Here is a 23,096-nt window from a genome sequence, read left to right as displayed (position 1 = left end):
GGTGGCCGCCGGCCGGGGCATAATGTAGACAGATCTGTCTGAAGGAGTGACCGTCATGGCGAGTGTCCGGAGCACCGCGAAGCCGTCGGCGCGTGAGCGCCTGCTCGCCGCCGCCGACGAGCTGTTCTACGCCGAGGGCGTGCAGAGCGTCGGGATCGACCGGATCATCGAGCACGCGGGCGTGGCCAAGGCGTCGCTGTACAACACCTTCGGCGGCAAGGAACAGCTCGTCCGGGCCTATCTCGACACCCGGCACGCGGGCACCGCCGACCGGATCACCCGGGCCGTCGCGGAGCACGACACGCCCCGCGAGCAGATGCTCGCGGTCTTCGAGTCCCAGGGACGGCAGTTCGACCGGCCCGACTTCCACGGCTGCGCCTTCGTCCGCGCCGGCGCCGAGGCCAGCCCCGGCGGACTGGTCCAGGAAGCGGCGGACAGCTTCCGCGGCTGGATGCGCGGACTCTTCGCCCGCCTCGCCGCCGAGGCCGGCGCCGCCGACCCCGACGCCCTGGGCCACCAGCTCCAGATCCTCTACGACGGCACAGGCATCTCCGCCCTGATGGACCACGACTCCGACGTGGCCGCGACCTCCCGCGCCGCGGCGGTCGCCCTGATCGCGGCGGCCACGGGCGTACCCGCCGGGGCATGAGCGGCACCCGCGCCACCCGCGGACCCCGGCCGCGAGCGTGACGGCGTTCAGCCGGCGAGCCGTGGGGCTTCCCAGGCTGCCGCACACAGGGACTCGGACACGGCAGCCGTGTAACGGGCGGCGGTGAGCCAGTACATGGCGAAGCCGTCGGTGTCGGCAGGCAGGAGGCGGCCGAAGTGGTCCCGGTCGCGTTGAGCCGCAGAGGCGCACAGCGCGGTCAGCAGCCCGGCGGCCGTGTGGAGGCCCGCGCGGCTGATGCGGCGGGTCTCGGCGGTGACGTCACCGAGCAGGCCGAGGGCGGCCCGGCCCGCCGGGACCGTCTGCTCGACCCGGCGCTCCAGGAGGTACAGGGGCGACTGCGCGCCGGAGTCTCCGGACTGGTGCGGGGCGAGGTGGACGGAGGCGACCGGGTCCGGGAGGTCGGCGCGGCGCAGGCGGTCGAGGCCGAGGTCGACCGTCCCCTCGCCGGTGGGGTGCGAGCAGGCGAGCAGGGTGAGCCGGGGGTGAGGAGCGGGCACCAGGCGGCCGATGATCCGCAGCCGGGCCCCCGGCGCCGCGGCCAGCAGCGTCAGGTTGTCGCGGTGGGCCAGCGCGGGATCGTCGTCGGCGGCGGTGAGCCGGACGGGTATGCCTCCTTCGCACAGCGCGAGCAGGCAGGTGCCGCCGGACTCCCTCACGGCGCCCAGGAGTTCGACGTCCAGGAAGAGCAGATCGCTGCCGCCGCCGTCCGGGTCCGCGTAGCGGGAGGTGGACCGCAGGGCGCGGGCGGCCTGCTCGGAGGCCGACGGCTCCCACAGGGCGGCGAGCGGCAGCTCCGTCCACGCCGCGCCCCGAGCGGTCACCGCCTTGACCCCCTTCCCGGCGCCCAGTCTGCCGTCCGGTGAGACCGTGGCCCCCGAAACCGCCAGTCCGGCCCGGCCCAGCTCCCGATGGGTGAGCGCGCTGTCCCCCAGCCGCACCGCCCGGTCGGCCACGCCCAGAGCGCGCCCTACGCCGCCGGGCGCCACGTCGCCGACCGTGCAGAGGCGGCCGTCGGATCCGGCGACCCAGGTGCGGACGCCGCCGTGCCCCGAGTCCGTGACCACGGGTTCGGTGAACAAGCCGTACAGGCGCAGCGCGCCGTCCGGGCTGTACGGACGCCGGGCCCGGCCTCTGACAGCGGCCAGCTCCGCCCCGGACGTCCTCCCCACCCGGTGCGCGGTGCCCAGGAGTTCGGCCAGCGCGGTGACGAGCTCCGCGGTGCGGTAGGACGGGTCCCCGGCGCGGGCCGCGCGCAGCAGCGTGACGACGGACAGCGCGGCGCCCGCGGCACGCGGCAGTTGCCGGAGCCGGGCGGTGTGCGCGGCGCGCAGGAGGGCCGCCTGGGTGACGGCACCGGCCCCGTCGACACCGGCCTCCAGCACGGCGGCGCCCGCCGACCACAGCGCGTCGGCCGCTCCACGCTGGGCGGGACTCGCCACCTCGGGCGAGGCGGCGGAGTCGGGGGTGACGGACGAGGAGGGGACGGAGGCCGGGGTGGCAGTGGAGGTGGAGGCGGAGACGGGGGTGCCGGTGGAGGTGGGGACAGAGGCGGCGGCCGGGGTGGGGTCGGCGGTCGGGGCGGAGTCCGTCCCGGGTGCCGGTTCGGGGGCCGGTTCTGCGGGACGGTCGGCGGGCTCCGGCGCCGGGTCCGCCATGGGAGCGGCGCAGGCGGCGGCCGCGCGGTGGACGCATGCGGGGGCGAGGAGGCAGCCGCAGGTGATGGCGTCCGCGGTCGCCACCACACCGCCCGGCGCGTGCAGGCGCAACTCGCTCTCGTCGTCGACCGCGATCGTCACCGTGTCTCCGTCGCGGTGTGCCGGGCGGGCGCCGAGTTTGGTGACCGCCGCATCCAGCCGCTTGCGCAGCCGGGGCGAGAGGTCCTCCACCAGCGTGGCCGTGACCTCCGGTGCGACGGGTGGCAACTGAACGGCGGTCATGCGGTCTTCTCCCCTATCCAGCGGGCCAGTTCGAGTGGGCTGAGGGCCGCCACGGGCATGCCGGCGGCCACGAGCTGCCCGGCGACGCCCGTCGAGTAGCGGGGCCGGCCGGTGTCGTCGAGGCTGGCGCACCCGAGGACGTGGCAGCCGGTGGTCACCAGGGCCCGCACCTCGGCCAGCAGTCCGCCGAGCGGCGCGCCCTCCTCGAAGTCGCTGATCACGACGACGAGGGTGCGGCTGGGCACTTCGATCAGGCTGCGCGCGTGCCGCAGCCCGGCGGCGATGTGTGTGCCCCCGCCCACGCTCACCTCCAGCAGGAGGGAGAGCGGGTCGTGCACATGGCCGGTGAGGTCGACGACCTCCGTGGAGAAGGCCAGGAAGTGGGTGCTCAGGGTCGGCACCCCGGCGAGCACGGAGGCGGTCAGCGCGGACCAGATCGTGGAGGCCTCCATGGATCCGGAGACGTCGGTGACCAGGATCAGGCGCCAGTCGGCCGACCGGCGGGCGCGGCTGCGGAACACCGGCTTCTCCGGGATCACCCGGACCGTTCCGTCGGCCGTCCGGCGGGCGGTGGCCAGATTGGCGCGCAGCGTGCGCGGCAGGTCCAGCCTGCCACCGGGGCGGCGGGTGGGCCGGGCCGTCATCGCACCGGTGAGGGCGGGGCGCAGCCGGGTGGCGAGCTGCCGGGTCAGTTCGTCGACCAGGCGGCGGACCAAGGGGCGGAGCGCCGCGAGGCGGGCCTCGGGGAGGCCGCCCGCGTAACGAAGGATCGTCCTGAGCAGTTCCACGGAGGGGGTGGCGGCCGCCGGGTCGAGTGCAGCGAGGACGTCCTGCCGGCCTGTCCCGGCCGCGGCGGCGAGGACCTCCTCGCGGATGCCGGGGCCGAACAGCGCGGCCAGTTCCTCGGACCACTCGCGGACACCGGGGAACGACGGTTCCCGGCCGCCGCGCGAGCCGCCCCCTTGGCCGGGACCGGGCAGGCCGCCGCGGGACCCCTCGCCGCGTCCCGCGCCGTAGAGCTCGTCCAGAGCGGTCGCCAGTCGGGCGGCCCCGGACGGCAGCCGCTCCGAGCGGCGGCCTAGCACGAGCCGCCACCGGTCGGCGGGCGCGAGGGTCCGTGCGGGGGCTGTCCCGGAGGCGGGGGCGAGGACTGCCTCGGTAGCGCGCCCTGGGGCGGGCACGGGAGCTGCCTCGGTAGCGGGCGCTGGGGCTGTCTCGGTGGCGGCTCCGGTGGTGGGGCGCGTTGCGGTGGGGCGGCCGACGGACCGCGGTGGGAGGCCGTCGTCGTGCGCGGGTGGCGGGACGGGCAGGCCGAGGCCGGTCAGGAGCTCGCGGGCCGCGAGGTCGGCGGCCGTCCGGCGGGCCAGCTCGGCCGGGTCGTCCGCGTCGAGGTCGTCCACCCGTTCGCCCAGCCGCTCCTCGACGGTGTCCAGCAGCCGGTCCCGGGCGGCCGGGCTCAGCGTGTCGAAGCCACCGCGCAGGGCCGGCAGCCGGGCCAGGAACGCGGTGTCGTCCAGCTCGACCACCCGGTGCAGCAACGGGTCCAGGGCACCGACGCCGACGGTCAGGAGCGGGCCCGCCACCGTCAGGACGCCGGTGAGGCGGGCGGTGAGCGCGGCCCGGGACGCGCCGTCCACGGCTCCGTCCACCCAGGAGGCGACGCGCCCTCCGAAGCTCTCGGCCTCTTCGTGGCCCGTGAGCACCCTGACCGCTCCGGCGGCCGCGGCGATCAACGGCGTTCCGTCGGCGGCCAGCCGGGCGAGGGCGGCGGTGAGCCGGATGCCGCCCACCCGGTCGGCCCGCTGGGACAGTTCGAGCAGCGCCCGCGCGTCCTCGGGCTCCTCCGAGCCGGTCAGGCCGTCGACCTGGCGGACCGCGGCCGAGGTCAGGAGTTCGGCCGCGTGCGCGGTGCGGGCCGCACGGGCGGCGGTGGTGTCCGGAGCCGAGTGGTCGTCGGACCCGGTCAGGCCCGGCAGATGGCCGGCTTCGATGCGGTCCAGCAGGTCGAGCCCGCCGAGGAGTTCGGGAAGGGTGCCGCTCGCGGGGAGTACGGCCGCCAGTTCCGTCAGCCGTTCGCCGGCCAGCGCGGGAAGCCCGCACCCGGCGGCCTCCGTGAGGCCCCGGACGACCTGCGCGGCCGTCGGACCGTCCACCGCGCGCTCCGCCGCGTGCCGCTGCCGCAGCACACCCTCGGCCGCCTGGGCCGGGGTGACGCCACGGACCCCTGCCGCGGTGAGCATCGCGGCCGTCGCCGGGGTCCACCGCACCTGCCAGCGCGTCGTGAGTCCTTCGGTGCCCGCCGCGCCGGTCACCTCCTGCTCCTGCGCGTACGGGATGCCGCACACCGTCAGCCTGCGCAGCAGCAGTTCGCGGCGCCGGTCGAGGGTGGAGCGCGCCGGGTCGAGCCGGAGGTCGCGCGCTGTCCTCTCGTGCGCGTCCTCGGGGCCGGGGAGGGCGAGCGCAGCGGTCTCCGCCTCGACCGCGGGGCCCAGGCCGCTGCGCGGGGCGGCGGGCGCGGGGCGTCCGGTGCGGGCTCCGACGAGTACGCGTTCGAGGGCCAGGGCGACGGCGCGGCCCGTGCCGTAGGTCTCGCCGCGCCCCAGCACCGTCTGCACGGCTTCCAGGAGTTCGCCGCGGCCGGGGGCGGGCAGCTCGCGCAGCCGGGCCAGGTCACCGGCGACCCGGACGATCTCCCGGCCGTCCGCCGGGCCGTAGGGGTGGCCCTGCACGCGGAGTTCGGCGCAGATCCGGACCGCGGCGCGGATCAGCGCCTCGTGCAGCGCGGCCGGGTCCCCGGCGGCGTCCAGGACGGTGTGCTGCCACTCCGGGTCCCGGATGCCGGCCGGGTAGCCGGACCGTGAGTCGAGCAGCGGGTACGTGTACGGGATCAGGGAGACCGTGCAGGCCGACGTCCCCGCGGCGGCGTCCGCATGGCCGTTCGCATGGCCGTCCACGCCGGGACCGGACGAGCCGGACGCGTCCGGCTCGGACCGCGGTACGGGATTTCCGGTGACCCCGGTGGCGGACGGCAGCAGCGCCGGGGCGTGGAAGGCCCCCACCACCACGGCGGGCCGTTGCCCGTCCGCCAGGGCCCGCGCGACATGTCCGCGCATCCATGCCTCGCGCGCCAGGTCGGTGCGGTGCGCCCCGCCGCGCGCCTCGGACTCGTGGCGCAGCGCCCAGCCGGTGAGCAGGGCGGCACGGCGGAGCGCCTCGGGTGTCGAGCCGGGCGCGAGGGCCTCTACCAGCCGGTCCCACAGGTCGTCCCCGTCCCGGCCGGTGAGCCGGGTCCGGAGCGCGTCGGACAGCCCGAGCCCCTCCCCGGGTGTGGGTACGGAGTCGGCGCCCGGGACCGGGGCGGCGGTGTCCGGGCCGTCCGCCGCCCACGCCCGGTCGGCCAGCGGCAGATCGCAGGCCACCGCGGGGACGCCGTTTCTCGCCGCCCAGCGCAGCGCAGCCAGTTCGGGCGAGAAGTCCGCGAACGGGTAGAAGGCGGGCCCCCGTTCGCCTGCCGTCCCTGCTTCCTGCCCGTCGGCGGGCACGGCGGCCAGCGCCACCGGAGCCTCGGTCTCCTCGTGGGCGAGCCAGCCCAGCCAGGGCTGGAACTCGGCGGGCAGTTCGACGAGGAGGACATCGGGGGCCGCCGCGTCCAGCAGGGCCGGGAGGGCGGCCGCCAGCGAGGGCGCGTGGTGGCGCACCCCGATCAGGAACGGCAACCCGGGCCCGGCCGCCGCGAGGGCCGCCACCGCCTCCTCCGGGGTGGCGGGCGGCACCTCCGCGGTGGGCCGCGCCTCCGTGGCGGACCGCTTCTCGGCGCCGGCCGACGCCTCCGCGGCGCACTGCTTCTCGATGCCGGGCGACGCCTCCGCGGCGGACCGCGTCCCGGGGTTGGTCGACTCGCTCATCCGTCAGTTCTCCAGCACCGCGCGCAGGTCCCACAGGGCACGCCAGGTGGCCGCTCCCTGCTCCGCGCGTCTGCGCACCGGCCCGTCCCAGTACCCCAGCAGCCGGGCCGCGTCGGCGGGGTCGTCCTTCCGGACGACACCGAGCAGATGGCCGGGCAGGAGGGAGAGCACGTCCCGGTCGCCGGGGAAGTAGGCGGCGGCCAGGCCCAGGGCACCCGCCACGGAGACCGCCTCCGCCGTGCTCATCACCGTGGAGGGACGCTCGACCTCCCAGCCCTCCACGGAGCGGCCCTCGCGCAGGTCCCGGAAGGCGGTGACGAGGGCTTCGAGGACCGCGTCGTCCACCTGGAACGCGGCGCCCACGCGTTCGACGGCCGCCCTCGACTGGCGCCGGACGAGCGCGGTCTCGGCGTCCACGTCCCCGATGGGGCCCACGGTCTCGAAGTTGAAGCGCCGCTTCAGCGCGGCGGACATCTCGGAGACGCCCTTGTCCCGCAGGTTGGCGGTGGCGATGAGGGTGAACCCGGGGGCGGCGTGCACCTGGGAGCCCTCACCGCCCGCGAGTTCGGGGACCGCGATCCGCCGCTCGGAGAGCAGGGAGACCAGGGCGTCCTGGACCTCCGGCAGGCAGCGGGTGACCTCCTCGACCCGGGCGACGGCCCCCCGGGTCATCGCGGCGAGTACCGGGGAGGGCACCAGGGCCTGCTGGGTGGGGCCCTGGGCGAGCAGCAGCGCGTAGTTCCAGCCGTACTTGAGCTGGTCCTCCGTGGTGCCCGCGGTGCCCTGCACGGTGAGCGCGCTGGTCCCGCAGACGGCCGCCGACAGCAGCTCGGAGAGCATGGACTTGGCGGTGCCGGGTTCCCCCACGAGGAGGAGTCCGCGCTCTCCGGCGAGGGTGACCACGCACCGTTCGACCAGGGCGCGCTCGCCGACGAACTTCTGCTCGATCACCAGTCGGCGGGGCACCCCGGCGCCCGCTTTCGCGCCCTTCGGCAGGCTCAGTGCCTCGCCCGCGCTGCCCATCACGAAGGCGACGACGGCGCGCGGGGTGAGCAGCCAGCCGGGTGGGCGGGGCCCGGAGTCGTGGGCCGCGAGGAAGGCCAGCTCGGTGGCGTACCGGTCCTCGGGCGGCGTGACCTGGCGGTGTTCCCGGCCGGGCGCCGTCGCCCGGTCCGGGGCGCCGCTCGTCGTGGTGCTGTCCACGGTGGTGGTCGTGGTGTCGTTCGTCATCGGCGGCGGCCCTTCCGGGGTGCGCGGGTGTCCAGTTCCTCGAAGGCCGGGGCGTCGCCGCCGCGGACCCGTTCCCAGGCGGCTGCGAACAGCGCGGGCACGGGGAGGTGGGGCAGGGTCCGGGTGGCCCCTGCCACGGGGTACAGGCGTTCCTTCCAGGTCTCCAGCGGCAGTCCGGGGGCTCCGCGTTCGAGCCAGCCGCAGGGGAGGAACAGGGTGCGGCCGGCCCGGGAGCGCTTCGCCTCCACGACGAGGCCGGTGGCGGCGAGTTCCGTGCGGGCCTTCTTGACCCGGGCCGGCTTCCACCCGGTCCAGCGGACGCAGTTGCGGTCCGTCGGGTCGGGCAGGGCGAGGAGCATCAGGTAGAGGGCGGCCGCGTCCGCGCTCAGGCCGAGGGTCTCGGCCGTCTCGGCCACCAGGTCCGGCACCGCACGCGTCGGGTCCTGGGCCGGGTGGTGCGGGGAGCCGTCGGGGGCGCCCGCGGACGCCAACGCGTCGGCCTCCCCGCCCAGCAGCGCGCGCAGGGCGAGCAGATCGCCGGTGCCGTGTTCGCCGACGGTGCCCTCGACGAGGCCGAACGCCGGATCGTCGGGACCGGCCAGTCCGGCCGGGCGGATCAGCACCTTCTCGCTGTCGCCGTGGCCGGGGGCCAGGAGCAGCGCGTTGCCGGCCCTGACCAGCCCGTCCGGGCCGGCGCCGCCGGATTCGGGGAGGCCATGAGCGGCGCGGATCACGGGGCCGACCGAGTGCCCCGACTCGGTCCAGTCCAGGCCGAGGTCCAGCACCAGGCCCGGGTCGGCTAGCCGGCCGCGCAGGGCCGCGAGCCCGGTGGGCAGGTGCGCCCGCAACGGGTGTCCGTACGGCAGCGTGTAGGCGAGGGCGCGCAGGGCGGTGAGGGCCGTGGAGACCGCACCGCGTGCGCCCACCCGGCGCAGGGCCGGGCGGCCGGTGCCGTCCTCCACATCGGTGCCGTGGGCGAGCCAGGCCCGGGAGCCCGCGTTGAGGATCAGCTCGACGGCGCCCGGGGTGGTGCCCGAGAGGTCCAGGTCCAGTTCCTCGGGGACGCGGACGAGGGAGGCGAGGCGCTCCTGCCAGACCTCGGTGGCGGCCGGGACGTCGGGGCCCGTGGACCACAGCTCGGCGGGGTCCGCGGGCAGCAGTGCCCGGAGCAGGGCGTGCCGGTCGTCGCGGGGCAGCGCGTCCAGCCTGTCCTGGGCCGCTTCAAAGGCACGTGTCTTCGCCCCGAGCAGCGTGAGCGCCTCCGCGCCGGGCTCCCCGATGGCCGCGGAGAGCAGGGCGAGGGACTGGAGCGCGCCGATTCCGGTGGCCGTGTGGAACGCCTCCGCGGCCTCCGGACGCCAGGGTGCCGGGCCCTGCTCCCGCACCAGGGCGATGAGCCGGGTGAGCCGGTCCCGGGCGATGCCGTGCCGGTATACGTGTTCGTGGTCCAGGGTGAAGCCGGGCACCGGACCGAAGGCGCCGGTCGGGTCGTGGTCCAGCGCGAGCCAGCGTTCCGCGTCGCTCCGGTAGTTCCGGCCGCGGTGGGCGAGGACGACGACGGTGCGGGTGCCCCTGCGCAGCACCTGGCCGAGGCGGTGCACGGCCTCGGGGCGTCCCGGCGCGGATGTCCCCGCGCCGAACGGCTCGACGAGCTCCACCTGCCGGACCGTGCCCGCCGGGTCTGCCAGCGGGCCTGCGGCCAGGGTCTCCAGGAAGACGAGGAGCGCGGTGCGGTGCTCGGGGGAGGTGGTCGCGGAGGCGGCCCGGTAGGCCAGTTCGGGCAGGTTGTCGAGGAGGGAGGTCCAGGTCAGGGATTCGCTGGGCACGGTGTACTCGTCCCGCTGCCAGCCGTCCACCGGGGTGAAGGGGACCTTGGACGTGATGGCCGGGCCGAACGCCGGCTCGCCGCCGAAAACGTGGTTGACGGCGAGGACCTGCCGGATCACGGTCCACCGCCTGCCGGCTCCCCACCAGCCGCCGCGCATCCGCTCCGAGTTCCAGGCGGAGGCGGTCTGCAGGGTCGTGTCGTCGCCGTGCTCGGGCTCGTGTTCGAAGAACATGCCCTGGACGCGTGCGGTGTCCCGGGGCGTGGCCGGCTGCGCGGGCTCGGGCGGTTCCAGGTACCGGGCGGCCGCTACGGCGCGGTCCACCGCGGCCCGGACGACGGCGGTGACGCCCGCGAGGAGCCGTACGTCGGACACCTCGGGCAGCACCCGGGCGATGGCCTCCTCGCTCAGCTCCCGCGACGAGGGCCCGGTGTACTCCTCGGCGGCCCGGAACGCCTCCAGGTGCCGGGCGACCGCGGCGGCGACCTCCTCGAAGAGCTCCTCCGCCCGGGAGTCCGTCAGGTTCCGCAGGGCGGTGGAGCCCCGCTCGTCCCTCGGGCGCAGCGCGTGCCAGTAGGCGACGGGAGGCACATAGGGGGTGCCCGCCGCGTCGTTCCCGCCGGAGGAGCCGGTGGTGACGGACCACAGGCTGCCGCCGGCGCCGTCCGTGTCCGCCGGGTGCGCCGCGACCGAGCGGTGGTACAGGGCCATGAGGGGCCGTGACCCGCCGGGCAGGGTGAGTGCGCCGAGCGGCACCGGGAATCCGCCGTCCGGCAGCGGGTGCGGCAGGGTGACCGTGTGGCCGTCGGGGGTGCCCGCGACGATCCGGTGCCCGTCGGCGGGGGCCGCCGTGCCGGGCTCGGTGGCCGTGCTGCGGACCCAGCGGCCGAGGACCGTGCCGTCCGTGCCGAACGGGGTGTTCTCCAGACCGGGCTGGAGGGGCAGCACCTGGCAGTGCTCGGCGAGCAGCCGGCTGCCGTCCCGTACTCCGGAGCGGAGGAAGGCGGGCAGGGACGCCCGGCCGTGCGTGCCGGCGGCCGGGTCGTATTCCAGCCACACCCGTTGCGTGCCCTGGTGGCCTTCCCGCCAGTGTCCGGTGCCGTCGGAGATGACGGCGCGCTGGGGCGGCAGTGAGGTGTCGCCCGCGTGCAGGGCCTTGCCTCCGGTGGCGCGGCCGCCGCCGGGCAGGGGCAGGCAGACCTCGTCCGAGGGGCCGGAGCCGCCCCAGCGGGGTATCTGTTCGCCGCCGACGGTGAACAGTTCGGCGGGGCGGTTCGACCAGTAGCCGCGCTGCTTGCCGTCCTCCCACCAGATGACCAGCAATTCGCCGTCGACGTAACGGAAGGCGAGCGACCGCCAGTGGTCGACGGTGGCGGGCAGCCGCAGGGTGTGCCGCAGCAGTACGCCTTCCGGGCCGACGACGACGGCCCGTTCGAGCGTGTTCAGGATCAGCGCGGGCCAGGCGCCGGTGACGCCGACACTCTCCGACCGGTGGCCGCGCCGGGGCACGGCGGCGGATTCGGCGGCCAGTTCGGCGTAGACCGCGTCGAGCGCGGGCCAGCCCAGTTCGTCGAGGACGCCGGTACGCAGGGTGGCCGCGAGCAGCGGCACGACATCGTGGCCCCTGAGGAGGCGCGCGGCCTCCGGGGCGACGTCCGCGACGACGGTGCGGAACAACGAGAGCTTGTTGAGGGCGGCTTGCAGCCCGGGGAGCCCGCGTGCGGCCGTGTACTCCTCGGCGCAGGCGGTCAGCCACTCCCGCAGGATGCCGGAGAGCACGGGGTGCGCCGCCAGCTTCGCCAGGGTTGCGTCGCTCAGCCGCTGACCGTGCCCCTGGCCGAGGGCGCCGACGGTCCGGCGCAGAAGGGCGCGGAAGGCCGGGTGTCCGGGGACGGCGGTGAGGTCCCGCGCGCCGGGCGCGGTGTCGGTGAGCCAGGAGCCGAGCGGGATGCCGGGGCCCTGCCTGGTGCCCGCGTCCTGCTCGTCCGGTTCGGCGACGGGGATGCCGGAGGCCAGGCAGAGGTCGAGGAGGTCCAGGTCGGCGTTGCGCTGCCAGCGGCCCTGGAACAGTTCGACGGGGCGCCCGTCGGCGCGCAGCCGGTCCGCCATCCGGGCGGCCAGGCCGAGGGTCTGCGGGCTGCGGCCCGCGGTGGCCCGGTTACGCCTGCGGTGTGCCTCCCAGCGGGCGAGCCAGTCCGCCGGGGAGACGGCGGAGACGGACACGGCGGAGTCGGCGGAGTCGGCGGAGTCGGCGGAGTCGGAAGCAGCGTGGCCCGCTGTGTCCGGGAGACCGGTCAGCAGGTCCTCGGCGCCGGACTCGGCCAGCAGGGCCAGCCAGTCGGATTCGCCGGCCTTCTCCCGGCCGTTCTCGCTGAAGGTCTCCGGGAAGAAGCCGAGGAGCCGGGACCGCAGGGACTCGTCCCGTCGGGCGAGGCCGACGATCGCGGAGCGGTAGGCCGCCCAGAACGAGGCGGGGGCGCGGACGACTCCCGGGGCGGCGATCAGGTCGGCCACCAGCTCGCGTTCGGCGGCCTCCCGGTCCAGGCCGGCGGCCTTGACCAGCGCGCGCACGTCCTGCGGCAGCGCCGCGTACGGAGGCACGCCGGCCGCGCAGCGCTCGACCAGCAGCCGGCGGAACTGCGCCCAGGCGTCCGCCGGTTCCAGCCGGGCCACCAGGTCCCGTACGTACTGCCGCAGCGCCTTGACGGTGAGCGCGCCGGCGAAGGCGAACTCCAGGAAGACGGCCCGCTGCCGGTCCTCGTCCACGACCAGCCCGTGCACCCGCTCGGCCTCGCGGGCCTTGCCGAAGAAGGAGGCGGCGTAGGTGGTGTTCTCGGCCTGGAGGAAGAGGCGCGCGACCTGCTCGTAGTAGGTGGGGAGGAAGTGGGGTACGGCCCGGCCGAGCCGGGTGCCGAGTGCGTCGAAGCCCTCCTTGGCCGCTCCGGCGCGGGTCCTGGCCTGCCGGCCCAGCCGCTCGATGTCCTTGACCAGGGCCAGGGCGTGGTGTCCGTTGGCCGGGTCGTTGACCAGCGCCCAGGCGGGGAAGCCCAGCGCCTCGCGGCGCACCTGGCCCACGACGGGGGCCTGCGCCGACCGGGCCAGCCCGAGGAACTCCAGGGCCAGGTCCTCGGCTTCGCCGAGGGTGCCGGGCACGAGGCGGACCACGGGGCGGTCGCCGAGGGCGGTGTGCGTGTAGGTGCGGGCGGTCAGCGCGTCGGCGTCGTCCCGTTCCGTGGTGCCGGCCGGGAGGATCGCGCCCGCGTCCAGCAGGGCCGCGGCGCGGGCCCCGGCCGCGGGGCCCCGGGTCCGGGCGGGGAGGGACGCCTCCTGCGCTGCCGTCGTGTCCGTGTGGGTGTTCGTCGTCGTGGTGCTCATGCCGCTCGCTCCTCGTCCGCCACGTCGCGTCCGGCGTAGAGCGCCGCCGCCATGCGCAGGCCCTCGGACCACGCGACGGGGCCGACCTCGGCGGCCGTCAGCGCGCGTCCTGCGGGGTCCGTCCAGCCCAGGGGGCCCGTCTCGGTGCCGTACTCGTCGTATCCGTCGTGCTCACCGATCCAGATGCGCGCCTCGGTGGTGGCGCCGTCCTCGACGACCGGGCAGACCGCGTATCCGCCGCGCGAGCGGTACCCGAGCTGGGTGACGCGGCCGTGCAGGAAGCGCAGTTCCTTGAACACGCCGCCTGCGTAGGTGTCCACGGACGTGGTGTCCGGGGCGAGACCGGGCGGGCGGCGCCACACCTCGCGGAACAACTGGTCCACGTTCTGGCGCACCTCCAGCTCGACCGCGAACTCCCGCAGCTCGTCGAGGTCGTCGAGGAGGACGGGGTGGGGCACGCTGACGACGTCCGGAGTGATCCGGACCGTGTCGCCGTCCAGGTCGACGAGGCCGAGGCCGCGATCGGGGTCGACATCCCGCAGGAATCCGGCGACTCCGCCGTCCACGCCGGTGACCACCACGTCCCGCAGGGCCGCCTGCCACGCCGGGTCGGGCCAGACCCGGGCGAGCACGGCAGTGGGGACGGGAAGCGAACGCACCATCCACTGCTCGACGTCGGTCAGGCACTGGTGCGCGTGCTGCTCCAGCCACTCGGTCAACTGCCGGAGTCCGACGACCGCCGGATCATCCTTCAACCTGGCCGGGACGGACTTCAGCCGCCGGCCCTTCCCATTGCGGCAGACCACCGTGCCCGCCTCCAGGGCGACTTCGTAGTCGCCCGCCGGAACCCACCCCATGCGCTGTTCTCCCCATTGCTCCGGACGGCCGCCGAACCGGCGGCACGCCGATGAAACCCGTCAGGGGCAACGCACCGTGACGAGTGGGAGAGACTCTAAGCGCCGCCTGTGACAACGGGCCCGGCACCTCCGCCCGATCAGCCGGGCTCCCGGTAGGGCAGGGGGCGCCGGCGGCCGGCGAGGCGGGTGGTGAGGTCCTCGTCGGTGATCTCGCGGACCACCCGGCAGGGTGTCCCGAGAGCGACCGTCATCGGGGGGATGTCCCGGCTGACGACACTGCCGGCGCCGATGACCGACCCGTATCCGATGCGCACACCCGGCAGGACCACCGCGTTGCTGCCGATCCACACCTTGTCCTCGATGACGATCGGTTCGGAGAACCGCGCGAAGTCGACCCGGCGGGCAGGATGCACCGGGTGTCCCGTCGTGGCCAGCGTCACGCCGGGCGCGATCATGACGCCGTCGCCTATGCGGATGTCCACGTCGTCGACGAACGTCAGGTTCACGTTCCCGAAGAAGTCGTCCCCGATGTGGACGTTGCTGCCGAACGCCGCGTGGAACGGCGGCAGCAGCACCGTACGTTCCCCGACCGAGCCGAGGATCTCGACGAGCAGCGACCGGCGTCTCTCCTCCTCGCGCGGGGGTGTGTGGTTGTAGTCGAAGATCTGCTCCGCCCGGCGCTCGGAGTTCAGCGAAGCCGCTTCCGACTCGGTGTAGACGAGCCCTTCGGCGATCCGGGCGAGCACTTCGTCCTCATGCGCTTGCGTCACAGCGGGACGTTCCCTTCATCCATCTGTTCCAGTACTTCGGCCTGCTTGGCGTACTCCCGGGCGATCGCGGCGTTCGGGGCGATCGACTCCGCCGTCCGGTATACCCCGGCCGCCTCGCGCGTGCGGCCGAGCCGGCGCAGCGCGTCCGCGCGGACCGCGGGCACGGCGTGGTTCCCGGCCAGCTTCTTGGACGCGCCGAGAGCGTCCACGGTATCCAGCTGTGCCTGCGGGCCCTGGTGCATCCCGACCGCGACAGCGCGGTTGAGCTCGACCACCGGGTTCGCGCGCAGGGCGAGGAGCCGGTCGTACCACGTCACGATCGCCGCCCAGTCGGTCGCGGCCGCGGTCGGGGCGAGGGCGTGCTGCGCGGCGATGGCCGCCTGGAGGCCGTAGGGGCCGCCCGCTCCGACGGCCTCGCGGGCGAGGGCCGCGCCCTCCGCGATGAGGGCGTGGTCCCACCGCGTGCGGTCCTGGCGGTCCAGCGTGACCGGCCCGCCGTCGGCGTCGAACCGGGCGGCGCGCCTCGAATGCTGGAGCAGCAGCAGCGCGAGCAGCCCCCGCGCCTCCGGCTCGTCCGGTGCCTCGGCGGCGACGAGCCGGGCGAGCCGGACGGCCTCCTCCGCGAGGCTGTCGCGTTGCGAGTTGCCGTCACTCGGCGCGTAACCCTCGGTGAACATGAGGTAGATGACGGCGAGTACCCCGTCCAGCCGTTCGGCGCGTGCGCCGGGCGGCGGCACCCGGTACGGGATGCCTGCCGCCGCGATCTTGCGTTTCGCCCGCAGGATCCGTTGCGACACGGTGTCCTCTGCCACCAGGAAGGCACGGGCGATCTCGCGGGTGGTCAGGCCGCTGACCGCCCGCAGGGTCAGCGCGACCCTGGATTCCAGGGGGAGCGCCGGGTGGCAGCAGGTGAACACCAGCCGTAGCCGCTCGTCCCCGGGCGGCTGCGGCTCGGGGTCCGCCTTGAGCGCGGCGGCTTCGGCCAGCTTGCCGCGCTCGGTCGTCCCGCGACGCAGTACGTCGAAGGCGCGGTGCCGCGCCGCGGTCACCAGCCATGCGCCCGGCCTCCGCGGGACCCCTTCGCGCTCCCAGGCCGGCAGGGCGCGGGCGAACGCCTCCTGTGCGCAGTCCTCGGCCAGTTCCCAGTCGCCGGTCAGACGCACGATCGTGCCGAACACGGCGCCCCACTCGCCCCGGTACACCTCCGCCAGCACCGCCCGCACCTCCGCCGGCCCGGTGCTCACGGGACGTCGCGCCAGAACTCACGCAGTTCGACGCTCCCGGACCGCGCCATGGGGCAGCGGGCGAGGTAGCGGATCGCCTCTTCCCATTCGCCGTCCACGAACACGATCCCGGACACCCGTTCCGGCCCGTCCGTGTACGCGCCGTCGGTGATCAGCAACTCCCCTTCGCGGCGGCGTACGAGGGTGGCGTCCTGGACGGGACGCAGGTGCTCACCGCCCAGGTAGCGGCCGGAGGCAAGGCCGTCGCGGACCCACTCGGCCACCTCGGCGGGTCCGGGGGTGAAGGCCGGCGCGTCCGGGTCCGTCCGCAGGATCGCGAGGAAGCGGGAGGCGGGCGCGTCGCCCTCGTGCGGGACGTTCTCGGTGCCGGGTCCGAGACCGGGCGGTTCGACCGGCCGGACCTCGATGCGCCCGGCGGTGGCCATCGGGTGCGAGGCGGCGGCCTCGATCGCCTCGTCGAGGTCGGCGGCCTCCAGGAGGTCGTACCCGGCGATCCACTCGGCCGTCTCGGCGAAGGGGCCGTCGGTGACCAGAACCCGGTCCCCGCGCACGCGGACCGTTCTGGTCTCGTCGGCCGGCTTGAGCGGCATTCCCTCCACCCGGACACCTCGGCCGTTCCACTTCTCGACCCATGCCCGCACGTTCTCGTCGGCCGGCTCCCCCGCGGGGTCCGTGGCGATGAACAACACGTACTTCATGACCGTTCTCCTTCCGGACGCTTCATCAGGACGACGAACGGCCCCCGCGGAATCCGACAACCCCGGCGCGGATTCTTCCCGGCTCAGCCCTGCTCCCCCGCCAGGGCCTTGATGGCCGGTCGGAGCAGGGCCGCGATGCGTTCGGCCGGGGCGTCCCGCAGCGGGGCCAGTCCGAGGAACTGGTGGCCGATGGTGATTCCGAGCAGGGTGGTGACGATCAGCGCGGCGCGCAGCTCGGGATCCTCCGCGGCGGGCAGGGCCGCGGCGATGCCGTCCAACTGACCGCCGAGGGCGACGCGTACGTGATCGGCCGCTGCCGGGTCGGTGAGCATGGACCGCATCATCGCCAGCGTGCCCTCGGGAAGGCCACCGAGTTTCAGTCCGAGCGTGGCCAGCAGCTGATCGACGAGCGCATCGGCGTCAACGGTGCCCGACGGTACCGGGATCGCCTGCACGGCCTGGGTGAACAGGCCGCGCTTCGAGCCGAAGTACTGCATGACCAGAGCCGGGTCGACGCCCGCGGCGGCCGCCACGGCGCGAATGGTGGTGCGCTCGAATCCCCTGCCGGCGAACAGCTCACGGGCGGCGGTGAGGATGCGCGCCTCCGTGGACCGGCGGCGGTCGGCGCGGGACCGGTGAGGAGTGGACACCGGTTCACTCTACAATCGTTGATCGAATTCCCGCCCGGCGGTGCGAGGGAACTCCACAAGCGTGGAGCGAATCAGCTCGCTCCGGCGCGAGCGATGAGTCCGGGCAGTGGACCGAGTCTGCCCCGGTATGACTCGCATCAGCGTCGGCACCTCCGCCTCCGGCTCCCCGGACGGCTCCGACCCGCCCGACGACTCCGTCACAGGGCGGCCCGACCGGCCTGCCGGCACCCGCACGCCTGGGATCACCCTGGGCATCGAGTCGTTCGGTGACGACGACGCGCCACTCGTCCTGCTCGTGGGCGGGACGACCATGCTCTCCTGGCCCGACGCACTGTGCGAGCGCCTCGCCGGGGGCGGGCGCCGTGTGGTGCGCTACGACCTGCGCGACAGCGGGGAGTCGACGACGGCGGACCCCCGGGCGCCCGCCTACACCCTGCGCGACCTCGCCGCCGACGCGGCGGGCCTCGCCGGCGCGCTCGGCGGTCGGCCCGCGCACCTCGCGGGGATCGGCGTCGGCGGAATGGTCGCCCAGGTGGCCGTGCTGGACCACCCCGGCACGTTCTCGGCCCTCACCCTGGCCGGCACCCGCCCGGTCGCCCCGGGACCGCCCGACGAGGACCTCCCCGACCATGACCGGGCGACGATGAGCCGGCTGTTCGCGCGGCCGATGCCCGACTGGACCGATCGCGAGGCGGTGGCGGAGTTCGCCGCGGACGGCGCGGAGATCCGCGGCGACGACCCCGTCGCCGCGCGCGCGGTCGCCGGGCGGGTCTGGGACCGCACTCCCGGCTCCGCGCCACCGGTCCACCTGGCCAATCAGCTGGGCACGGTGTTCTCCAGGCTCGACTGCACACCCCGTTGGCGCGAGCGTCTGTCCGGGGTCACGGTCCCCGCACTCGTCGTCCACGGCCGCCGAGACCCGTTCTTCCCCGTCGGCAACGGCGAGGCGATCGCACGCGGGATCCCCGGGGCACGGCTGCTCGTCCTCGAAGAGGCGGCCACCGCGATCCCCGACGCGGCGGTCGACGAGGTCGCGGAGGCGATGCTCACGCTCGGACAGGCCGAACAGACCGGACAGGCCGGGTAGCGGAGGGCGGTCGCCGCGGACAGCCGGAGGTCAGCGCAGTCCGGCGAAGAGATCGTTCTCGGGTACGGCAGCCCCGGTGGCGTCCTTGACCCGCACGAAGGTCTCCAGGCCCATGAACTCGGCGAACCTCTCCTTGCCCATCTTGAGGAAGAAGATGTTCTCGCCCTGGCTGGCGTGCGCGGCCAGCGCATCGAACTTCTGACCGCTGAACGCGGTGGTGTCCACCCACGTGGTGATCTCGTCGTCGGGGAGGCCGATCTCGGCCATCGCGGCGGCTTCCGCGGGGTCCGGCTCCGGCATGTCCTCGTGGAACTCGCGCATGGTCTCCCCGAACCGCTGCATCATCGAGCGGGGCATCGTCGTCCAGTACACCTTCGGGGTCAGCGAGGCCATCTCGACCGCCGCCATCGTGATGCGGTGGGCCTGAATGTGGTCGGGGTGGCCGTAGAAGCCGTTCTCGTCGTACGTGACGACCACATCGGGCCGGTAGTGCCGCATGAGTTCCGCGAGCCGGGCGGCAGCCCCCTCCACGGGGGTCCGCCAGAAGGATCCGGGGGCTTCGTTGCTCGGCCAGCCCATCATCCCGGAGTCCGCGTAGTCCAGCATCTCCAGGTCACTGATCTTCAGTACCTCGCAGCTCGCCTCCAGCTCCTTGCGGCGCATCGAGGCGACGGCAGCCGGGTCGTGCCCGGGGCCGCCCGGCTTGACGCCCCCCGGTCCGTCGCCGCAACCGCCGTCGGTACAGGTCACGAGAACCGTGCGGATGCCTTCCGCCGCGTAGCGCGCGAGGATTCCGCCGGTTCCGGTGGCCTCGTCATCGGGGTGGGCGTGCACTGCCATGAGGGTCAACGGCCGGTCAGTCATGAAAAAGTCCTCCTGCGGAAATGCTTCTCGGTACGAGTGCGCGGCGGGCGTACCGCGATCCAGGGGGCCGTCACCAGGCGGGGCGGTCGACACTGCGGTCACCGCGAATCCCGCCCGTGCGGCGCCGGTCCCCCGGTTCATGCAACCGCACCGGCCGGACCGTCTGTTCCCGGCGGCGGCTCTCCGCCTCGGACACCGGACCGCTCAGCGGCGCCGCGTAACCGTCTGATCAACGTTTGAAATCACCGACGCGGTAAAGACGGTTCTTGACAGCGACTTTATATGACTGGGTAGGAGAGGCATTATGGGCATCATTGCTTGGATCATCATTGGCTTGCTCGCGGGCCTCATCGCCAAGGCCCTGATGCCGGGCAAGGACCCGGGCGGCATCATCATCACGATGCTCATCGGTATCGCGGGCGGTCTGCTCGGCGGCTGGCTCGGCAAGGTGATCTTCGGCGTCGACTCCATCGACGGCTTCTTCGACCTCTCCACCTGGATCGCGGCCATCGTCGGCTCGCTGATCCTCCTGGTGCTGTACCGCGTCTTCACCGGCAACCGCCGCCACGCCTGACCCCGTACGAACGTCACCGCGAATTGGCCCCGCCCTCCCCGGGCGGGGCCAATTCGCGTTCACGGCGACGGTGGACGCGCCCGTCTCCCGTAGGCCCGTCTCCCGTAGCGGGAGGGACGGGCCGGCATGACCCGCTCCCCGGTCCCCCACCCGCCCGAGGCCCTTCAGGAACCGAGCGGGGCGCGGCCGCGGGCCTTGTCGTCACGTGGTGAAGACGAGACTGACGTTGTGTCCGCCGAACCCGAACGAGTTGGCCAGCGCGGCGGACCACCGACCGGTGCGCCGCTCACCGCGCACCACGTCCAGTTCCACGCGCGGGTCGGGTTCGTCGAGGTTGCGCGTGGCCGGCACCGTGCCGTCCCTGAGCGCGAACAGCGCGGCCATGGCACCCACCGTCCCGGACGCGCCGATCATGTGGCCGGTCATCGACTTCGTCGCCGTCACCGCGGCGTGGCCGCCGATCACCAGGTTGATCGCCTCGGCCTCCGCCAGATCGCCGGACTCCGTCGAGGTGGCGTGGGCGTGCACGACTCCGATGTCCGCCGGGGCCAGGCCGGCGTCGCGCAGCGCCAGTCCCATGGCGGAGGCCTGGCCTGCCGCGTCCGACGCCGTGATGTGACCCGCGCTCGACCCCACGGCACTGCCGGCCAGTGTGCCGTAGGCGCGTGCTCCACGGGCGCGGGCGGACCCGGCGCGTTCGAGCACCATCATCCCCGCGCCCTCGGCCATGACGAACCCGGACCGCTTGGCGTCGAAGGGGCGGGAGACGGTCTCCGGGTCCATGGACCACGTCGACAGGGCCTTCATCTGGGCGAACGCCGCGATGGTGAAGGGGTGCAGGCATGCCTCCACCCCACCTGCGACGACCACGTCGGCCCGGCCGCCGCGGATCAGGTCCTGACCGAGGGCCAGGGCCTCGGCCCCGGACGCGCAGGCACTCACCGGAGTTCTGGCGCCCCCCTTCGCGCCCAGGTCCATGCTCACCCACGCGGCCGGCCCGTTGGGCATCAGCATGGGGACCGCGAACGGCGACAGCCTGCGGATTCCGGCGCGTTCGAAGACGTCGTCCTGCCCCAGCGTGCTGAGGACACCACCGGTCCCGGTCCCGATGACGACGGCGAACCGTTCCGGCTCGACCTGCGGAGCCCCCGCGTCCTGCCAGGCTTCGCGCGCACTGAGGAGGGCGATCTGCTCACCCCGGTCCAGCTTCCTGGCCTCGGCCCTCGGAAGCAGGGAGGCAGGGTCCACCGTGAGCCCGGCCGCCACGTGCACGGGCAGGTCCGCGGCCCATTCCTCGGCCAGGAGACGCACCCCCGACTTACCGGCCAGCATCCCCGACCAGGTCGACGGCGCGTCGGCTCCCAGCGGCGTCATCGCACCGACACCCGTCACCAGCACACGACTGTCATGGGTCATACGAGCCTCCTCGAACTGTATGAATGCTACAGAGCACCTGACTTGCTCTCATGGCGATCATTCCAGCGTTGAGAAGGGAAAACAGGGCAGGAGCCGACCGATCCAAAAGCGAGAAATTGTGCTGTCTCAACAACTCGGTCCGCACCCGCCGGGATACCGGAAGCGGCTTCGCGGAGTGAGCCCACTCGCCAACTGCGCCGAACTGCCGCACTACGCGGGGGAACTTGCGCCCGCACTCCGGCACCTCGGGTCCGCTCCGCCAGGACACGGCCAGATCCCACCCGGAAGCAGATAAACATCTCGCGGCCGCGATCATCGCATCGAGTTAATATCGGCGGATTTTCTTGGTCCGGGCGGCGGAACGGCCATTACTGTTCCCCTGGATCTGGACGGATTCAACTTTATATCCACTGTTTTCGTCCAGTTGTTCGGTCTGTTCGTATATGTCCGTCGACTGCCCTGACCAAGGAGAGCCTCCCCGATGACTGTTGACTCCAACTCGGAAGCACGGCTGGAACTGCCCAAGCAGTCCAGTCTCGGGACGGCGGCTGCCCGCAACCTCGCCACCACGACCAAGTCCGCCCCGCAGATGCAGGAGATCACCTCCCGCTGGCTGCTGCGGATGCTCCCCTGGGTGGAGACCAAGGGCGGTGCCTACCGGGTGAACCGGCGCCTCGCCTACACCGTCGGGGACGGCAAGGTGGACTTCGTCCAGGACGGCGCCGAGGTCCGGGTGATCCCCCAGGAGCTGGGCGAACTGGCCCTGCTGCGCGGCTTCGACGACCTCGACGCGCTCACCGCCCTCGCCGGCCGGTGCGTCCAGCGCGACTTCCGGGCGGGCGAGACGCTGGTCGAGCGGGGAGCGGCGGCGGACCGGATCCACCTCATCGCGCACGGCCGCGTCAGCCAGACCTCCGTGGGCAGTTACGGCGACGAGGTCGCCCTGGACGTTCTCGCGGACGGCGACCGGTTCGGGGACGACGCGCTGCTGGACGAGGACGCCCGCTGGGAGCAGACCGCTGTCGCCGAGACCTCGGGCACCCTGCTCACCCTGTCCCGTGCCGACTTCATGTCCGTGGCCGCTTCCGCCCCCGGCCTCCGCGACCACATCGAACAGTTCACCTCGCGTTCCCGCCAGGCGCAGAACCACCGCGGCGAGGCGGAGATCGCGATGTCGGCCGGCCACACCGGCGAGCACGCGCTGCCCGGCGCCTTCGCGGACTACGAGCTGAACCCGCGCGAGTACGAACTCTCGGTGGCCCAGACCATCCTGCGGATCCACACCAGGGTCGCGGACCTCTACAACGGGCCGATGAACCAGACCGAGGAACAGCTCAGGCTCACCATCGAGGCGCTGCGCGAGCGCCAGGAGCACGAGCTGATCAACAACCGGGAGTTCGGGCTGCTGCACAACGCCGACTTCAAGCAGCGCATCCAGCCGCACTCCGGCGCGCCGACCCCGGACGACCTGGACGAACTGCTCTGCCGCCGCCGCGGTTCCAAGTTCTTCCTCGCGCACCCCCGGACGATCGCGGCGATCGGGCGGGAGTTCAACTCGCGCGGACTCTACCCGGACCATGTCGACCTCGGCGGCCAGCAGGTCCCGGCCTGGCGCGGGGTTCCGATCCTCCCCTGCAACAAGATCCCCGTCACGCCGGAGCGGACGAGTTCGATCCTCGTCATGCGTACCGGCGAGGAGAACCAGGGCGTGATCGGCCTGCACCAGACGGGTCTGCCGGACGAGTACGAGCCGGGTCTGTCGGTCCGCTTCATGGGGCTCGACGAGAAGGCGATCACGTCCTACCTCGTCACCACCTACTATTCCGCGGCCATCCTCGTGCCGGACGCGGTCGGCGTGCTGGAGAACGTGCAGATCGCCAACTGGCCCAAGTAGCCGGCCCGTCCCGCGCGGTGCGGCGCCCCGGATCCGGCGGGCCGATCGCGCTCGCCGGGCGCCCCTCGCCCGAAGCCTCCTGACAACCGCCCACCCACC

General features: G+C 74.2%; 15 protein-coding genes. 4 read left to right on the top strand and 11 right to left on the bottom strand.

Annotated elements, in window-relative coordinates; all coding sequences use genetic code 11:
• Positions 1-55 precede the first annotated feature (55 nt).
• Positions 56-649, top strand: a complete 594-nt coding sequence (locus ACIP89_RS19020; RefSeq protein WP_402115799.1) for a TetR/AcrR family transcriptional regulator — start codon at positions 56-58, stop codon at positions 647-649.
• A 47-nt stretch (positions 650-696) separates the two neighbouring features.
• On the opposite strand, the gene ACIP89_RS19015 is transcribed toward ACIP89_RS19020, so the two are convergent.
• From ACIP89_RS19015 to ACIP89_RS18975, 9 genes are all read right to left on the bottom strand, one after another.
• Positions 697-2,607 carry a hypothetical protein gene (locus ACIP89_RS19015; protein ID WP_402115798.1) on the bottom strand — a complete coding sequence of 637 codons (1,911 nt, stop codon included), beginning with the start codon at positions 2,605-2,607 and terminating at the stop codon, positions 697-699.
• Entirely contained in the window at positions 2,604-6,512 is a 3,909-nt protein-coding gene (locus ACIP89_RS19010) for a DUF5682 family protein (RefSeq protein WP_402115796.1), read from the bottom strand. Before ACIP89_RS19010 ends, ACIP89_RS19015 begins: the two co-directional genes overlap by 4 nt.
• Before the next feature lie 3 nt (positions 6,513-6,515).
• Entirely contained in the window at positions 6,516-7,742 is a 1,227-nt protein-coding gene (locus tag ACIP89_RS19005) for an AAA family ATPase (RefSeq protein WP_401933474.1), read from the bottom strand.
• Entirely contained in the window at positions 7,739-12,943 is a 5,205-nt protein-coding gene (locus tag ACIP89_RS19000) for a hypothetical protein (RefSeq protein ID WP_402115794.1), read from the bottom strand. The genes ACIP89_RS19005 and ACIP89_RS19000 overlap by 4 nt, the downstream gene beginning before the upstream one ends.
• The gene (locus ACIP89_RS18995; protein ID WP_402115793.1) at positions 12,940-13,800 is read right to left on the bottom strand and encodes a DUF4132 domain-containing protein; all 861 of its coding nucleotides are present in this window, start codon (positions 13,798-13,800) and stop codon (positions 12,940-12,942) included. The genes ACIP89_RS19000 and ACIP89_RS18995 overlap by 4 nt, the downstream gene beginning before the upstream one ends.
• Before the next feature lie 137 nt (positions 13,801-13,937).
• Complete coding sequence (locus ACIP89_RS18990; RefSeq protein ID WP_402115792.1) at positions 13,938-14,570, bottom strand: sugar O-acetyltransferase; 633 nt, start codon at positions 14,568-14,570, stop codon at positions 13,938-13,940.
• Positions 14,567-15,814 (bottom strand): RNA polymerase sigma factor, encoded by a 1,248-nt coding sequence (locus ACIP89_RS18985; protein WP_402115790.1) that lies wholly within the window; start codon positions 15,812-15,814, stop codon positions 14,567-14,569. Before ACIP89_RS18985 ends, ACIP89_RS18990 begins: the two co-directional genes overlap by 4 nt.
• Positions 15,811-16,512, bottom strand: a complete 702-nt coding sequence (locus ACIP89_RS18980) for a YciI family protein (RefSeq protein WP_401933461.1) — start codon at positions 16,510-16,512, stop codon at positions 15,811-15,813. The genes ACIP89_RS18985 and ACIP89_RS18980 overlap by 4 nt, the downstream gene beginning before the upstream one ends.
• 83 nt (positions 16,513-16,595) lie before the next feature.
• The gene (locus ACIP89_RS18975; RefSeq protein ID WP_402115789.1) at positions 16,596-17,162 is read right to left on the bottom strand and encodes a TetR/AcrR family transcriptional regulator; all 567 of its coding nucleotides are present in this window, start codon (positions 17,160-17,162) and stop codon (positions 16,596-16,598) included.
• A 127-nt stretch (positions 17,163-17,289) separates the two neighbouring features.
• Between ACIP89_RS18975 and ACIP89_RS18970 the strand changes: the two genes are divergently transcribed.
• Complete coding sequence (locus ACIP89_RS18970) at positions 17,290-18,249, top strand: alpha/beta fold hydrolase (protein WP_402115787.1); 960 nt, start codon at positions 17,290-17,292, stop codon at positions 18,247-18,249.
• Positions 18,250-18,279: 30 nt separating this feature from the next.
• On the opposite strand, the gene ACIP89_RS18965 is transcribed toward ACIP89_RS18970, so the two are convergent.
• Complete coding sequence (locus ACIP89_RS18965) at positions 18,280-19,113, bottom strand: PIG-L family deacetylase (RefSeq protein ID WP_402115786.1); 834 nt, start codon at positions 19,111-19,113, stop codon at positions 18,280-18,282.
• Positions 19,114-19,417: 304 nt separating this feature from the next.
• Between ACIP89_RS18965 and ACIP89_RS18960 the strand changes: the two genes are divergently transcribed.
• The gene (locus ACIP89_RS18960; RefSeq protein WP_073735114.1) at positions 19,418-19,687 is read left to right on the top strand and encodes a GlsB/YeaQ/YmgE family stress response membrane protein; all 270 of its coding nucleotides are present in this window, start codon (positions 19,418-19,420) and stop codon (positions 19,685-19,687) included.
• A gap of 201 nt (positions 19,688-19,888) precedes the next feature.
• Here ACIP89_RS18960 and ACIP89_RS18955 read toward each other — a convergent pair whose 3' ends face one another.
• Positions 19,889-21,103 carry a beta-ketoacyl-[acyl-carrier-protein] synthase family protein gene (locus ACIP89_RS18955; protein ID WP_402115785.1) on the bottom strand — a complete coding sequence of 405 codons (1,215 nt, stop codon included), beginning with the start codon at positions 21,101-21,103 and terminating at the stop codon, positions 19,889-19,891.
• A gap of 481 nt (positions 21,104-21,584) precedes the next feature.
• Between ACIP89_RS18955 and ACIP89_RS18950 the strand changes: the two genes are divergently transcribed.
• Entirely contained in the window at positions 21,585-22,997 is a 1,413-nt protein-coding gene (locus ACIP89_RS18950; RefSeq protein WP_401933452.1) for a family 2B encapsulin nanocompartment shell protein, read from the top strand.
• The last annotated feature ends 99 nt before the right edge of the window (positions 22,998-23,096 follow it).

Origin of the sequence: Streptomyces sp. NPDC088730 (genome assembly GCF_044751215.1) — a bacterium.
GTDB lineage: Bacteria > Actinomycetota > Actinomycetes > Streptomycetales > Streptomycetaceae > Streptomyces.
The sequence above is the reverse complement of the archived record's forward strand: the minus strand, read 5'-3'. Positions and strand labels throughout refer to the sequence as shown.